Consider the following 15,484-nt stretch of genomic DNA (forward strand, 5'->3'; position numbering starts at 1 on the left):
CGCGGGTCAATCTTGCCCGCCGTCAGGCAGAAACTCCACTTATCGCGCTGTTCAGATTTGCGGGACCAGCTCAGAGTGCGGCCGCCGCAAGCTTGTCTTCGACTGACATGTAGGAGTCGCGCGTGCTCATATCGTTTTCACCTAGTATCGCTCAAAATTGCTGGTCGCCGTGCTACAAAAGTTGCAATTATTCAAGTTTCGTGCCGTCGAGATTGCTCGTGATCGTTGTCTAACAGACTCCAGAGTTGGCTCCCGGCCAAGATCACTAGAGCGCAATGCAGTGCGAGCAAGGGTGCGGCTACACCAGTGAGGCCCCCATGAAGCCGTCCGATCAGATAGGAGAGGGCGATTGCGACCAAGCTTGAGGCAGAGAATGCTCTAGAGATAGCAACGTGCTTATTAATCGAGGCGAGCGGTATCAGCTCGGTGGTCCAGATCATCTCGGCAGCGACTGCAAGTAGAAGCACGATGAAAAAGGGAAAATGAGCAACCACTGCGCCCTTCGTCCAGAGTGAAAGTATGTCATTCCCGGCTGCACTTAGAACGGCCACATAGAAGACGCTCGCGCCGACAGCAATGAAGAAATGAATTCGGGCGAGTTGCGAAAATTGCCGAAATCTCTTCACTCCAAACAGACGAGAGTATTCTGGCGTTAGCGCGAAATTGAAAATGTTTGCAGCCGACGTTCCGAGTCTCGCCAGCGTCCGAGAAGTTGAAAAGATAACAACTTCCGCTGGCGTTCCGGTTAAACCAAGAACAATAACCGGCCCTTGAATCGTAATTGCTTGGCCAATCGAAACTAACATGAAACTAAGAGATGGCTGAAAAAGGCGCCTCGCTTCGGCTAAAGTGGCATGCTGATAACCGACACTTAGCCAAGGCTCGAGCAATCTTAGTCTCAGCCATGCAGCGATTGCGAAGGCTGTGCGGTTGCTTACGATCGCCAATGCAGCGACCACGAGGTCTTGAGTTATGGTAGCTGCAACCGCAGTTACGATTCCCTCCATTAATCTGGCGGAGGCGCCCCACGCAACTTCCTCTGCCGGCCTGCCCGTGCATCGAAAGCCGCTCGCAAACAGGAGCATATACTGCGTCAGGAGGACGTTTGTAGCGAGTAGCATTAGGACGAGATTGGCGGACCTCTCACTGATCAGATCCAAGCCAAAGACTCTGGTTACGTGCAAAGAGGGAAGACCTATTAGCGCCAAGCAAAGAATGACGGCAATTATTCCGGTCAGCAACGTGAATATGCTCTGGTACGTAATCAAAGCCCCAGTGCGATCTCCGTTTGCAACCTTGATCGTCATTACGTTCTTTGCCGCCATCGTGAACCCGAAGTCGGCGAAAGTCAGATAGGTCGGAACTGCTGACAACAGTATCCACGCCCCGTACCGCTCGGTCCCCCAGAAGTAGAGCAGCACTGGAACGATAGCTAACTGGACACCGACGGTAACAATCTGATTATAGATCTGCGCGCCAAATGTCGCAGCGATGCTGTGAAATGAGTGCCGCATCGTGAGCGTCATGGAAGAATACCATTGTCCGTGCGGCGCGCGTGCAAACAAAAGATTGTTAGACTGCCGGCTTGCTAGAGCTGCTCAGAGGCGGGGGCTGAGCCCTTCCTTGAGTCGATCGATGATCGCATTCAGATTTGCTTGAAACGAATCGTTCAGATACTTAGCCTCGACTTTCCTCCGTCCATACTCTCCGAATCGTCTCGCGAGTGCGGGGTCGCTTAGTAAATCGTGAAGCCGGTCCGCTATTTCCTGCGGATCTCGATCGTTAACGACAAATCCGTCGTGAGCATCCGAAACGACTTCTTTCGAGGCGCCCGACGAGCTGCAAAGCACGGGTAAGAGGCGAAGCCACGCTTCGAGATACACTATGCCAAATCCCTCTTTGGAAGAAGGCAAGGCGAAAACCGTAGCTCGCAGATAGGCCCTGGAAAGCTCCGAATCTGTTAGTCGACCGAGAAATGAAACATTCTCGACGATGCCCAGTTCGATCGCTAGGCGCTCAAGCTCGGCGCGCAGCGACCCATCGCCGACGATTTCGTACCTAACCCTCGGCATCCTCTTTTTCAGAAGAGCAATTGCTCTTAGCATCTGATCAATGTTTTTCGCTCTGTCGCCCGAACTTAGCCGAGATACGGTTAGAACAACAGAAACGTCCGATGCACCTAGACCAGAGGGGCGCTCGATAAAATCGACAGCGTTTGGAAGAAGCGAGAATCTCTTCGCGCTCACTCCGAACTGCTCCGACATGACATCAGCGGTATACTGGCTTACTGATGCGATCCGACTAATTGCACGGAGAAAGATGCTATCGTACCATCGCTTTTTTCGCCTCAGGGGTTCGTTCCAGACTTCATCTCCATGCACAAATAGGAGTATCGGTGTCTTCCAGCGGAGGCACCTCACAATCGCTGCAATTAGCAACAGATTGATATGCCCTATAATGAGCACGTCGGCGCTCAATCCGGCGAGTACGCTTCCGAAAATAAACGAGATCCGATTTGAATAGCTTTGCGCAATGGCAGTGAGATCCTTCGGTATGGAATCGCCATCGCGGAGGAATAGCAGTCGCGGTAGAGGAGCGCCCCGCGATTCCGCCGTTGACTTTAGGTTTCTTACTACACGCCGATTGAAGTTTTGCATGCCGCCAACCAACGAGTAGGTTTCTAGCGCGCAAAAGACAACTTGGTGTCTGGCTCGAATCCCGGGCGGAGTCGTCATGGTCGCAACAGCAAAAGGATATCTAGGCATTCACAAAATGAGCCTGTTTGAACAGAAAGTCCGCCTGCAAGGGGCCTTTAGCTCCGCTCATATTCTGGTTGAATACGCCGCGGAGTTCAAATCCCCTTCCCCTCAGATGCTCAATCACATCACCTACAAGAGCCTGTCCCTGGTAAAGTTCGCGGAAAGAAGCTTCAAGATAGATTGTGTCGAAGTGACCAAGCAGTTCTTCGCATCCCTGCAGTACACTTAGTTCAAATCCCTGCACATCGATCTTCAGCAATGCGGGGGCAGCTATCTGCTCCCGTCTCAAAGCGGATCCCAGTCGGCGCATCTCGACGTTCCGTCTTGCCTTTACCTCAGTTCCGAATGCCTCGGTTTGCATCGCTGCCGGAGTCAGGAGTGAGGACGAATCGTTTTGATTTGTAACGTTTAAAGTAGCCTGTGTATCTTTGGGTCCAATGCCGCAGCGAAATAGTTGAACATGCTTGTCGCTGCTGAAGATGTCACTGAAAATACTCCAGCAGTCATCGAGTGGTTCGAAACTGAAAATATCTGCCGCTGGATATTGCTCGCGCGCGAATAGTGCAAACTGCCCGACATTCGCCCCGACATCGATGACCGTCTTGTACTCCACGTCTCCCAGCGCGTCTCTGTGCTCGATGCTCGCTGCAACTCCGTGCTTGAGCGCTCGCATTCCTGAGAGAGAGGTGAGCGCGTGTAGGAGCTTTTGAATGCGGATTAGAATGAGATCAATTGGCAAGGCGGTGGCTCAACAGAATCTGATCAATAAGCAGTTGGACGGACCATGGAGACAACTATCGTTCCCAACATGATTCTCACATCCAACCACAAGCTCCAATTGTTGATGTACCACAGGTCATACTCCACGCGCTTCTGCATCAGGTCGAGCGTGCGGGTTTCTCCGCGATAACCATTAACCTGGGCCCAGCCGGTGATGCCGGGCTTGACGTGGTGGCGGAAGGCGTAGTTGCCGATGATCTGCTCATATTCGTCGTTGTGGGCGGCCGCGTGCGGGCGGGGGCCGACCAGCGACATGTCGCCCTTGAGCACGTTGAAGAGCTGCGGCAGCTCGTCGATCGAGGTCTTGCGCAGCCATTTGCCGATTCCCGTGACGCGCGGGTCGTTCTTCTGCGCCTGCCGAATCGTCGGGCCGTCCTCCAGCACGCGCATGGTGCGGAACTTGAAGATCTTGAACGCGCGCCCGCCGAAGCCGTGGCGGGTCTGGCGGAAGAACACCGGGCCCTTCGAGCTCAGCTTGATCAGCATCGCGGTCACCAGCATCACCGGCGCGAACACTAAAAGCGCAAGGCTGGCGCCGACGAGGTCGAGCGTCCGCTTCAGCGCGCGCTCCTTCCAGGACAGCGGCGCGCGGCGCAGCTCGGCGGTGAACGTGTTGCCGGTGGAGACCAGCGGATAGCGCAGGAACCGCGCCGCGTTGGGGTCCGGCACCAGATGCACGGGGATGGGCAGGATCTTCAGCGCGTCCAGAATGCTGTCGATCGCGTGCTGCCGGCTCCAGTTCATCAGCAGGAAGACGTGCTCGATCCGCTGCTCGCGCGCGAACGCGATCAGCTCCTCGAAGCGCGGCGCCAGCTGCGACAGCAGCAGCGGCGAGGCGAGGTCCCTCGGCGGGATCTCCATCACCCGCACCAGGCGGTAGCCGTGCTGGCCGAGGTCGTCGACCGCGTTGGAGGAGCTGGCAAGGCCGAACTCGGCGATCATGACGGCGCGGCCGTTGGCGAAGGCGCCGGTGCGCAAGGCATGCGCGGTCCAGCGCGCCGCCATCATCTTCCAGGCCAGCAGCACAATGAGGCCGACCAGGTAGAACGAGATCGTGGTGCCGCGCGAAAACTCCTCGCTGACCTTCATCGTGAAGGCGATCGCCAGCAGCGCCCCGAACAGCCCGGTCCAGGTCGTCAGCGTCAGCCGGAAGGTGCGCGGCAGGTTGGTGATGTTCTTCAGCCGGTAGCCGTGCTGCACCACCGTCAGCAGCACGAAATTGATCGCCACCAGCACGCTCGCCGCCGCATAGACGTCCGCCTTGCCGAGCGTGCCCGCGGTCGCGATGTGATAGCCGGCCGCGCAGCCGATGCCGCTGACCATGACCAGCGCCGCGTCGATGACCGCCATCGCCCGCTCGACAACCACAGGTCGCAGCCAGTTCGGTGAAAATCCGGAAGTCGCATCCGCCGCCGGCTCGACCAGGCCAATTTTCGCCGTAGAATCAGAGGCAGGCACCGGCCTTGTGGAAATAATAGTCATCCTGCCAAATCCATCGACGCAATATTCATTACCCGAACAGCCGTGCTATCGGTCAAAATCGCTGTTAAAACAAGGCGAAGGAAAAGTTAACCTTACCCCACAAGCCTGCATTGTAGCCCATCCCGCCCCGGCTGATATGTTAATTTTCGCAACCCGTTAGGAAGATCTCGTTGCCTCGAACCCAGTCCCGGCGACGAACCCGGTCGAGCGGGAAGCGCACCCTCGCCATTGGCCTTGCTGCCTTGGCCTTGGTCGGGACCGCGCTTCTCCTTCTTCGCCCCGATGTGGCACCCGTACGGGCCCCCACGGCTCCGACTGCCGCCGCGGTGAAGCTCCTCCTCGACGGGCCACATGGCGCGCGCTTCGCCGGCGAGCTCGCTGCGTCGAGGCAGGCATATTTCTCCTCCCGCATTGAGCTGGCGGCCCAATCCGATCCAGACTTCGTCCAAATTGTTGCACGTCAACATGCCATCGGCGTGACGAGCGGCCACAAGTTCCTGCTGGCAACCTGGCGCGGCGTTCCCGTGACGGCCTTTGCCGCGAGCTTCCTCGATACCTCCGTGGCGATCTTCACGCTGGAAAGTTCGGGCCTGCGGCGGCCGGCTGATCTGGTCGGAAAGCGTGTGGGATACCGCAGGGCGAGCGAGGGAGACGTCGTTTTCGATGCCATGATGGCGCAGCTCGGACTGCCCCGAAGCCAGATCACCAAGGTGGCTGACCGCGACAGCTTCGATGCGCTGCGAGCCGGGGAGGTGGATGCCATCATCGCCGCAATCGACGCGCAGCCGGATCCCACCAGTTCGGCCTTCGTGAAGCTGAATGTCATCAAGCCGCAAGACTATGGTATCCATGTTCCTGGCTTGGTTTACTTCGCGAGCAATGCTCTCGTCCATGAACAGCCATCCACGATTGCCGATGTCCTTCAGGGCCTCATTCGAGGATGGCAATTCACCTACGCGGACTATGCACGGAGCGTGCCCGTTCTCGCCGGTGCCGGACCTGGCAGTCTGAATCCCGAGCGGCTCAGATTCGAGCTGCAGCAGCAGCGCCCGCTGGTGCTCCCGACGGGCGGACGTATCGGCGACTACGACGAAAGCCGCTGGCGGACGCTGCGGGATATCCTTCTCTTTGCCAAACTCGGCGAGGAAGATGTGCCTCTGGCTCAGACCGTCAACTACCAATTCCTCCGGGATGTCTACCGCCGATCGCCCGATCTCGCCGCTCCGGGCGCCTGGAGCGAGGAAAAATAGGACCAAGAAGCCACACCTGCGCGCCATCTCGTCCCAAAAGTCGCTCGGCCGCCCCGGCACCGGTTGCATTTCCGGCGGTGGCCTTGGTAAAGTTCGGTTCACTATTTGGGCTGGTCGCGGAGTGGCCCTGCGAACCGGCGACGTCGGTCGGCTGGGATCTGACGAGTACGGTCGGGGATCAAATCCGCAGGGGCGAGGAGCTATTTTGGATGTTTAAGACGTTGATCCGAGCAGGCCTTTTGGCCGCAACTGTTACCTTCTGCGCGGCGAGCGGAGCGAGCGCCGCGATGCAGATGCCGGCACCGGCAGCCCTGCTCACGGGCGAGAGCCAGGCGACGCCTGTGACGTTCTGGGCGCAGCCCTATCCCTATCGGTATGTGCCGTGGCGCCGTTGCCCCCTGGTGCGGGTCGAGACGCCCTATGGCTGGTACATGGACCGGGTTTGCGCGCCTGTCGGCCCTGTCTTGCGCCGGGCATACTGAGGTTGAGCTAGCCCGAGCGGCGGCTGCCGTTTTCAACGATCTTCCAAGGCAGCCGCATAGCCGATGCGGCTGCCTTGCTCGTTTTTGTTTCATTGTGTGCTGACCTTTTGTGCGCGCAGCGCAGGTTCATCATGAATATCTTTGTCCGGCCGGGACAGGCTGTCGCATGGTGAAGATTGTGTTAGCTGTTCGGCGGGGCTGCATCGGCAGCGTGATTGCGTAATGCGGCGGTAACTGGATCGCTGATGATCCGGCGAACCGAACGCTTGTAGAGGATACGATGACAGGGGCTGCAACCTACGATCTCTCGGGCAAACGTGTCTTTGTCGCGGGTCACCGCGGCATGGTCGGATCGGCTGTCGTCCGCAGGCTTGCGTCCGAGAATTGCACCGTCCTGACAGCCGATCGCCGCCAACTCGATCTGACAAAGGAAGAGCCCACGCTGAAATGGCTCGAGGCCAATCGTCCCGAGGTCGTGGTTCACGCCGCGGCGAAGGTCGGCGGTATCGCAGCCAACAACAATTTTCCGGTCGACTTTCTCTGCGACAACCTTGCGCTGGAGTTGAACGTGATTCGCGCAAGTCACGCGGTTGGTGTGCAGCGCCTGCTGTTCCTCGGCTCGTCCTGCATCTATCCCAAGCACGCCAAGCAGCCGATCGCCGAAAGCGAATTGCTGACGGGGCCGCTTGAACCGACCAACGAGTGGTATGCAATCGCCAAGATTGCCGGCCTCAAGATGTGCCAGGCGTATCGTCGCCAATATGGCGATGATTTCATCTCGGCTATGCCGACCAATCTCTACGGCCGCGGCGACAATTATCATCCGGATCATAGCCATGTGCCCGCAGCGCTGATTCGGCGCTTCCACGAAGCCAAGCTCGCCAAGGCGCCGACAGTCACCGTGTGGGGCACGGGCACGCCGCTTCGCGAATTTCTCAACGTCGATGATTTCGCGGACGCCTGCGTCTTTCTACTGAAGAATTATTCGAGTGACCTGCCGATCAATGTCGGTAGTGGCGACGAGGTGTCGATTGCGGATTTCGCAGCGGCTGTCGCCGAGGTCGTGGGCTACGAAGGCAAGCTGATTTTCGATACGTCGAAGCCCGACGGCACGCCGCGCAAGCTTCTGGACAGCTCGCGAATTCGTGGGCTTGGTTGGCGACCGAACGTTGCTCTGCGGGTCGGTCTCGCGGCCGCTTACGCAGATTTTTTGAAGGGCTACGGACGCCATCTGGAAGTCAGCGCAACGCGCTGAGTAGACGACTTCAACTGCAAAATATTTTTATTCTGAACTTTGATTTGGGCGGGGCTTTATGCGTGTTCTCTTGGTCGGCATCAACTATGCCCCCGATCTGATCGGCGTGGCGAAATACAACGCCGAGCTCTGCGAAAGTCTGGCCGCCGAGGGGCATGAAGTTAAGGTCATTACGGCGCCGCCCTATTATCCGGCCTGGAAGATTCCCCCGGCGTTCAAGTCGTCGTACTTCAGATCGAGAGAAATTGGCGGCGTTCAGGTGACGCGTACGCCGATTTATGTGCCGGGACATCCCTCGGGCGCAAAACGGTTGGTCCATCATGCTTCATTCGCGCTCACGAGCGCGGCGCCGGTCCTCTTTCAGGCGCTATCCTGGCGACCCGACATTATGATCGCCGTGGCGCCATCGCTGATGTCGGCTGCTTTCGTGTCGTTCGTAGCCCGTCGCGTCGGTGCCAAATCATGGCTCCATGTACAGGATTTCGAGGTCGATGCGGCGTTCGACCTTGGTCTGTTGCGCAATCCTAACTTGCGAAAATGGATGCTGAAAGCCGAGGCGGCGATCCTCAGATCGTTCGATCATGTTTCGACCATCTCTCAAGCGATGGTGGAGCGGCTGAGAATCAAAGGGCTGGGTCCCGACAAGACAGCCGAGGTGAGAAACTGGATTGACACCAGTGCGATCTGCCCGGGTTCGCGGATGACCAGATACCGTCAGGACCTGAAGCTGGGCGAGAGCGATATTGTTGCACTTTACTCTGGAACAATGTCCAACAAGCAAGGGCTCGAACTCGTGATCGAGGCCGCGATTGGATTGGAGAAAAGCCAACCGCACATCCACTTCATCCTTGCAGGCGAGGGTCCTCATAAGACGAGGCTGGAGCAGCTCGCCACCGGACATCGCAATATCCATTTTCTCGGGCTTCAGCCGGTCGATAGCTTCAATCAATTGATGGCCACGGCCGATTTTCATCTGATTCCGCAGAAGGCTGAGGCCGCCGATCTGGTGTTGCCCTCGAAACTCGGCGCAATCTTCGCGTCCGCTCGGCCTGTCATCGCGATGGCTGAAGAAGGTACGGGTCTTGCGGCGGAAGTCACGGATGCGGGCATTGTGATTCCACCCGGAGATTCGGCCGCTCTTGAGCTTGCGATCTGTCAACTCAGTGGAGCGCCGGCTCTCTGTGAACATTTCGGTGCGGAAGGAAGAAGGCGCGCCGTTGATCGTTGGGATCGTCGCACGATTGTGCACCGATGGTCGGAGGCCATGGCAGGGCAGGGCAATACGATAGGGCAGCAGAATCCCGGCCTGAAAGGCGCTGTCGACGACATTGGGGTTCCCGTGGACGATGCCGTTCGGTCGCGAGGCATTCCATCGCCCTTGGTCTAAGTTCCGGAATGATTCAAAAAAAATGAGCGCCGCGGTGGGCGCTCATTTGCTTGGATCGATTCCCCGGCCGACGAAGACTATTCGTGGCGCGGATAATATCTGAAGCCGTGCTGCTTGATCAGTTCGTCGCGTTTTGCGGATTCGAGATCTTCTTTCATCATTTCTCGAACCAGGCTTTCGAACGTTGTCTTGGGCTCCCAGCCCAGTTTCTGCTTGGCCTTGGATGGATCACCGAGGAGCGTCGCGACTTCGGTCGGACGGAAATAGCGAGGATCGACTGAAACGACACACTTGCCAGTCTTGGCATCGTATCCCTTCTCGTCGACGCCGCTTCCTTCCCAGCGAACTGTCATGCCGACTTCGTTCGCTGCGACATTCACGAAATCTCGGACGGAGTGTTGCACGCCGGTAGCGATGACGAAATCCTCCGGCTTGTCCTGCTGCAGCATCAGCCATTGCATTTCGACATAGTCACGCGCGTGTCCCCAATCGCGCAGGGCATCCAGATTGCCGAGATAAAGCCTCTCCTGCAGGCCTAAGTGAATCCGCGCCAAAGCACGCGTGATCTTTCGGGTCACAAAAGTCTCACCGCGGACAGGAGATTCGTGGTTAAAGAGAATGCCGTTGCAGGCATACATCTCGTAGGCCTCACGGTAGTTGACCGTAATCCAGTAGGCGTAGAGCTTGGCAACCGCGTAGGGCGATCGAGGATAAAACGGCGTGGTTTCCTTTTGGGGGATCTCCTGGACCAAGCCGTATAGCTCCGACGTTGAGGCTTGATAGAAGCGCGCCTTCTTTTCCAATCCCGTAATGCGCATGGCCTCGAGGATGCGCAGCGCGCCGAGGGCGTCGGAGTTTGCAGTATATTCCGGCTCCTCGAACGAAACGGCAACGTGGCTCTGTGCCGCGAGATTGTAGATCTCGTCGGGCTGCACCTGGCCGACGATCCGGATCAGGCTCGAGGAGTCCGTTAGATCGCCATAGTGGAGGCGGAAGGGCGGATCGGGCTCATGCGGATCGAGATACAGATGATCGATGCGATCTGTGTTGAACAGGGAGGTCCTGCGCTTGATGCCATGGACCTCATATCCCTTCTGCAAAAGAAGTTCGGCCAAATAGGCGCCATCCTGGCCAGTAACGCCAGTAATCAGAGCTCGTTTTTTTGTCATATCGATCCCAAAATTTGAGACTTGTGCTTACATGAAATTGACTTGGTTAGGGAGGGTGAGATCGCCCGAAATTCGAGCTTAGATTAACGGCCTTCTCTCGGCCTGCCAGATGCTTCGGAATCCGCGCTATGGTAACCTTGGGGCTGCTACCAATAGAAGAAATCCGCGAGGAAGCCTTTAGCTGCCGGCTGTTAGCTTGCTAGAAAGCAGCAACTTCGCGTATCCAACGCTGGGGTTCTGTTCCCGATTCCGACCGCACGAGGATGTATCTGTCCAAGACGTCCACGAGCGGCGTAACCACCGGACTGAGATTATCAAGTACAAGGACCGCTTTTCCCTCGCGCACGAGCAGCACAAGGTGGTGCTCGCCTGTTGCACGGATGATGACCTCTGCAAGAAGGAGCGCCGAGCTGGGCCAGCCGGATCGCAGCAGCAGATGGCGCTTGGTGACGGCATAGTCGCCGCAATTGCCTTCGTCAGGGAATATCCGCCATTCCGCGTCACGTCGGCCTGCGGGCAGATCTTTCGGCGCTATGCCGAAATTCACCGTTGAATTGATCTGAGCGAGCTCTCGCCAACGTTGAACTGAGGAGCGGAAGTCTCTGATCCTGCGGTCGTCGTGACGTTGGCAGTCCTCGGGATATTGAATGCAGAATTGTGAGAATGATAGCGGTGGCGTCACCGCTTGAGATTCATAGTTCGAGTAGGCGGGCTGGCCGCAAACGCAATACATTACGGCCAGCATGCGGACCGCATGTCTGATCATCGAGAGTTCGCCTGACATTATTGATTGCTAGACGAAGTATATTGCGATGCAGTGGAAGCGCTATGACAATTGTGAGGCAATTTGTGCTCATTCCTGGAGCAGTGCGCGAACTGGTTCTGAAGGCGCCATCGCCAGTCTGTGGCCCTCAATCCTTACATCATCTGCGTCGATGGAGGCCCTCATGCTTTCGTCATCTCGTCCGTCGAAGGCCGCATGCTGACGACCTCGGGATCCATGCAGGGCCTCGCCAGCAAGACTCGTTCGCGAAGCGGGGACGGTGCTTTGCGGACCATTGCGCCGAGCACCTTTGGCAAGACGTGCCCTTCGTGAACGTCGGAGGTTCAGGAGTCTATGCGGCAGATCCAGGTTGCATGTCCCAGGAGAGTTCTGCGATGTCGATAGCAACGAGCCACTCGATGGCAGACTGAGCATCGAGGTCGCGGACGGGCCTGAAGAGCCTGATAGTGGTCGATGTCCTCTCCGAGGAGAGGTTGCTGTGGAGGGCACAGCAACGCGAACTGAGGCGGTAAGACGCTCGCCGATCGCGGTTGACGAAGATTAATGGGACCATTCAATTAGTCATTAAGAAGCAACCCCACCGCTCGCGCCAACCGCTTTAGTGAACCCGACATGCCGACGAAGAGCCGTGGCAAATTTCCGCGCCGTACTGCCGTGCCCAGCCGGTCGCTATTCTGAGATCGATGATCGCGCACGAAGGTTCGCATCTCGTGTTGCTGTCTCGCAGGTTGCTGTCCCGCAGGCTTTTCGTGCGCTTTAACTGCGCAATAGGGCCCCGGCTACTAGCATTCGAAACCGATGCGAAGCTTAAACCGAAACCAACTCCTGTCACGCGCGAACGGAACTTAATTACCTGCTATTCAATAATAAATTTGATTATTCGATATAATCGTGATGACTCCATCGCAAAATTGAAAAATATGTTGGGGAAAAGAAAACATGGGAGGTCGTAATGGACGCTGCTCGTCGCTTTCGCGCTATGGCTTTGCTTTGCCGACAGACTGCCGCGCTCCAACCGGATAGAAGCTGGAGGCTGCTCGCAGAGGCTGAGTACTGGGAGCATCTGGCGGCTGCGGCTTTAGCTCATTGAGATTCGGTTGAGCGGTTCTTTGTCTTATTCTCTTCCCGCGACTTTCTACTTCTAGCCGTTCTGAGGCATGTGATGTCGCGTACGCGTCAGATTTATACTTGTGCTGTTCTGAGCGAACGGCTGCAAGCGCTTGTGGCGGAGCTTAGAGAGGTGGAGAAGCTTCGAAGTAAGCTCCGACGCGTAGAAGCGAGAACAATGGGCCGAAGACGGCGTACCAGAGCTGACGGCAGAGCGAGAGCCGTTTAGACTGGAGACCCGACGGGGTCGCAGCTTGACCTTCGTCGGCTCGCTGGTGCGATTTTGCGCACGGAGGGCGCGCGATCCTCGTATCTACAATTAACTGGGGAAGGTCGACGCCTTTATCGCGCGGAGTAGCGACCTGGGCGAGTATGTCCCTGCGACGTGCCGGCAACCGCCAGGCTGGCGTGGCTCACAACGTTCGAATTAACTCGGCGGCGAGACCGGGCGTTTATCCAGGATCGCGCGCTCGCCCAAGATCTTCATTCGATGCATTTCGGAACACCGCAACAAGTCGATCGCCGTCCCAAAGCTCAACGTCGTGCTCGCCACGCATTTGCTCGGCTCGACGTCTCGCCGCCTGCTCGTCAATGCAGTCAAGCTTTGCAGCGCAGATCACTCGCCGACCGCTGTCCACCATGAACACTTTGTACCGCATGATGGCAGTCCCAAGCACAAGAGGGACCGCATCATACTCGAACATCGCCCTGAGGCAGTACCAGATGGAGCGCAGACGCGCGGAACATTATAAGTGTTGCAATTCGGATAGATCAGCGCGCAAGGAGTTCACCGAAGCTTTGAGGTAATCTGCCAGCATGCCGCGCATCAGTGGCGTAATCTCAGCGCGTGCCTAAGTGCGCGGCTCGCGCTTAAGATCGAGAAGCTCCCCAGCATCATCAGCGCCACACCTAGCCAAGTTAACGTCCGGTCGCGCGCCTCGCCGAGCAGCTGTTCATCGCGCGGGCCCATCGGCATAGCTGGAGATGAGTCGGCTCGCGCGGCAGCGGAAAGCTTCTCCGCGTCGACTTGGGGCGGCACGGATTGCTCGGGCGTGAGTTGGCTGTTGGGAAGACCCGAGACGGATGCCGCCGGAATCAGGATTGGCGCGCCCGCATCGAAAACAGAAGTAGCATCAGCCACCTTCACTTCGCGCGCCGGCGGCGTCGGTTGAGGCTCGCCAGCCGCCGCAGAGCTTGATAACTCCGCGCGCGCATCGCTTACAGGGCTCCGCCTCTGCCGCATGGTCTCGTCCTCGTTGGGCCTGACGGTGCGGTTGGCGATGCGACGATGACCCGGTTCTCGCGCTGTCGCGACTCCCTCGGCCAAGAACCAGCATTTGCCGTGGCCTTCCCGCCGATACACCCAGCGCTGGCCGGCGCCGGGCGGGTTGCCGGGCTGTGCCAAGCATTCCGGTCGCGCCGAAGGGCTTGCAGCGGGCTCGCGAGGAGCAGGATTGAACAAGTCAGTAAACGGGCTGGAGAGCGCAGGTGTCGCCGCAAGACCTCCAAGAAGAACCAAACTGGCGAAATAACATTGCAAATGACCGGACATCGAAAACTCCCGGTAATGCGCCCCCACCAGAGACTTCGCGGCGACATGGGCCCCGATACGACTTAAATCTGGCGGCGCAATGAATTAAATGTGTCGCTGGTCGGTCGAATTAATACCCCAGCCCAGCGCGCCGGGCCGCAGGGCGGCCATGCGCCCAATTAAGCGGGCCAAAGCGCAGCTGACTGGCGGGCAAGCTTCTGGATGTCACGATCCTGGTTACCACCTCAGTGGGCGTTACTTCCTCTCGGCAAATTAAATGCTCCGCCATGATATTACCGCCCTCATGCCATTCTCCCCGCCACCTCCCGCAGTTAAATGTGGATTGTGCGATTATCATTGGTCTGGCGGCTTGCCTGCTGCTTCATCTCAGACTTTTGTGCTGGGACCTTCGTCTTTAACCTCGGATCTCGCCATGGACGCCGCGCATTTCAATTCGCTCTCCCTTGATGAGCTCTGGATGTTTCACCAGCAGGTCACTGCCAGCCTTACTCAGAAAATCTTGGCGCAAAAAGCACACTTGGAGGAACGGCTTCACAGGATTGGGCTAGCCGAGGAGGCCACAGGGTTCGATCGTAAACGCCGTCCATACCCGCCCGTTCGTCCCAAATACCGCAATCCCAAGAACCCGGCGGAGACATGGTCCGGTCGCGGCAGGCTGCCGCGGTGGCTGCAGCCGCAGCTCCGAAGCGGTCGGAAGTTGGACGATTTCCTCATCGAGCGGGCTTTGGTTCAAAAGCGCCAGGCGAATTGAACGGCGATTGCGGCATTCGGCGACAGCAGTGACCCCAGCGGCTGGCCTGCGCGCTCTTCTGTGGTCGCCATACCGACGCCAGGTTGGGGATGATGCGGGAGATCGGCCGAATTTGAGCTGTATGGTTCAGCCGCGCGACACATTGGGGCAGGGCATACCGACAATCGCTCGATGACTATTTCTTCAACAGCAGTCCCATCCTCCGGGCCATTCGCCTCACGGACCCCGCGTAGCGGCCGAGTTCGGCGGCGATTCTGCCGGCGCCGACTCCCTGCCGGGCAAGCCTGAGCAATCGTTGGGTCTCCTCTTTAGCCCATTGCTTTGGCTTCGGTGTTTTCATGCTGCGGGCACTCGGTTCGAACCAGTAAACCAGCGAGCTTCGTGGCCGACACTTGGGAAATTTACGGGTGGCCAGGCCTTAAGAGGGGTTGTCTCAGCAATGCTCTAGGAGAGCTGGCGGCGCTACAAGAGAGCCGCGTCTAGTAGGCGACCGCAACCGAATGGGCATCCACCTTCAAAAGAGTGTGCTTGAGAGGAAGGCTGGCCTTGGCTCAGGTGCGCTGATGAGTCAGCAGGTGCCGGGCGGCTCGTTTCGGCGAACTAGTCCAACTACCAGTCGAGAAGCGCGTGGGTCGGCGACGATCGTGTGCTGAGCTGGCCCCGGTTGTCTGAACAGAATATCCGCGTCGATAAGTGGAGCCTCTGCCGGGGTTAGGCTGCCGTGCG

At 57.9% G+C, this 15,484-nt stretch carries 13 protein-coding genes; 6 read left to right on the top strand and 7 right to left on the bottom strand.

The window, feature by feature from the left end:
* Positions 1-191 precede the first annotated feature (191 nt).
* The 4 genes from D6B98_RS38415 to D6B98_RS38430 form a co-directional block, all read right to left on the bottom strand.
* Entirely contained in the window at positions 192-1,526 is a 1,335-nt protein-coding gene (locus D6B98_RS38415; RefSeq protein ID WP_126262101.1) for a lipopolysaccharide biosynthesis protein, read from the bottom strand.
* 72 nt (positions 1,527-1,598) lie between these two features.
* Positions 1,599-2,765: a glycosyltransferase family 4 protein gene (locus D6B98_RS41585; protein WP_126262102.1), complete on the bottom strand. Its 1,167-nt coding sequence runs from the start codon at positions 2,763-2,765 to the stop codon at positions 1,599-1,601.
* On the bottom strand, positions 2,758-3,498 hold the full coding sequence (locus tag D6B98_RS38425; protein ID WP_126262103.1) for an FkbM family methyltransferase: 741 nt from the start codon (positions 3,496-3,498) through the stop codon (positions 2,758-2,760). The genes D6B98_RS41585 and D6B98_RS38425 overlap by 8 nt, the downstream gene beginning before the upstream one ends.
* A 23-nt stretch (positions 3,499-3,521) precedes the next feature.
* Positions 3,522-4,889: an undecaprenyl-phosphate glucose phosphotransferase gene (locus D6B98_RS38430; RefSeq protein WP_126262104.1), complete on the bottom strand. Its 1,368-nt coding sequence runs from the start codon at positions 4,887-4,889 to the stop codon at positions 3,522-3,524.
* Between D6B98_RS38430 and D6B98_RS38435 the strand changes: the two genes are divergently transcribed.
* The 5 genes from D6B98_RS38435 to D6B98_RS38455 all read left to right on the top strand — a co-directional run bounded on the left by D6B98_RS38435 (position 4,879) and on the right by D6B98_RS38455 (position 9,395).
* Positions 4,879-5,181 carry a hypothetical protein gene (locus D6B98_RS38435; RefSeq protein WP_126262105.1) on the top strand — a complete coding sequence of 101 codons (303 nt, stop codon included), beginning with the start codon at positions 4,879-4,881 and terminating at the stop codon, positions 5,179-5,181. The two genes, D6B98_RS38430 and D6B98_RS38435, sit on opposite strands and share 11 nt — an antisense overlap.
* 166 nt (positions 5,182-5,347) lie before the next feature.
* On the top strand, positions 5,348-6,271 hold the full coding sequence (locus D6B98_RS38440; protein ID WP_245481533.1) for an ABC transporter substrate-binding protein: 924 nt from the start codon (positions 5,348-5,350) through the stop codon (positions 6,269-6,271).
* A 209-nt stretch (positions 6,272-6,480) separates the two neighbouring features.
* A complete protein-coding gene (locus D6B98_RS38445; protein ID WP_235885170.1) occupies positions 6,481-6,753 on the top strand; it encodes a hypothetical protein in 273 nt (90 codons plus the stop codon).
* Between the two features lie 280 nt (positions 6,754-7,033).
* Entirely contained in the window at positions 7,034-8,008 is a 975-nt protein-coding gene (locus tag D6B98_RS38450; RefSeq protein WP_126262106.1) for a GDP-L-fucose synthase family protein, read from the top strand.
* 58 nt (positions 8,009-8,066) lie between these two features.
* The gene (locus tag D6B98_RS38455) at positions 8,067-9,395 is read left to right on the top strand and encodes a WcaI family glycosyltransferase (protein ID WP_126262107.1); all 1,329 of its coding nucleotides are present in this window, start codon (positions 8,067-8,069) and stop codon (positions 9,393-9,395) included.
* A 77-nt stretch (positions 9,396-9,472) separates the two neighbouring features.
* On the opposite strand, the gene gmd is transcribed toward D6B98_RS38455, so the two are convergent.
* The 3 genes from gmd to D6B98_RS38475 form a co-directional block, all read right to left on the bottom strand.
* A complete protein-coding gene (gene gmd, locus D6B98_RS38460; RefSeq protein WP_126262108.1) occupies positions 9,473-10,564 on the bottom strand; it encodes a GDP-mannose 4,6-dehydratase in 1,092 nt (363 codons plus the stop codon).
* A gap of 199 nt (positions 10,565-10,763) precedes the next feature.
* A complete protein-coding gene (locus D6B98_RS38465; protein ID WP_245481534.1) occupies positions 10,764-11,348 on the bottom strand; it encodes a transglutaminase-like cysteine peptidase in 585 nt (194 codons plus the stop codon).
* 1,933 nt (positions 11,349-13,281) lie between these two features.
* Positions 13,282-14,007 carry a hypothetical protein gene (locus D6B98_RS38475; RefSeq protein WP_126262110.1) on the bottom strand — a complete coding sequence of 242 codons (726 nt, stop codon included), beginning with the start codon at positions 14,005-14,007 and terminating at the stop codon, positions 13,282-13,284.
* 412 nt (positions 14,008-14,419) lie between these two features.
* On the opposite strand from D6B98_RS38475, the gene D6B98_RS38480 reads away from it, so the two are divergent.
* A complete protein-coding gene (locus tag D6B98_RS38480) occupies positions 14,420-14,758 on the top strand; it encodes an H-NS histone family protein (RefSeq protein WP_126262111.1) in 339 nt (112 codons plus the stop codon).
* Positions 14,759-15,484 lie beyond the last annotated feature (726 nt).

It is taken from the genome of Bradyrhizobium sp. LVM 105 (assembly GCF_003957705.1).
Classification (GTDB): domain Bacteria; phylum Pseudomonadota; class Alphaproteobacteria; order Rhizobiales; family Xanthobacteraceae; genus Bradyrhizobium; species Bradyrhizobium frederickii.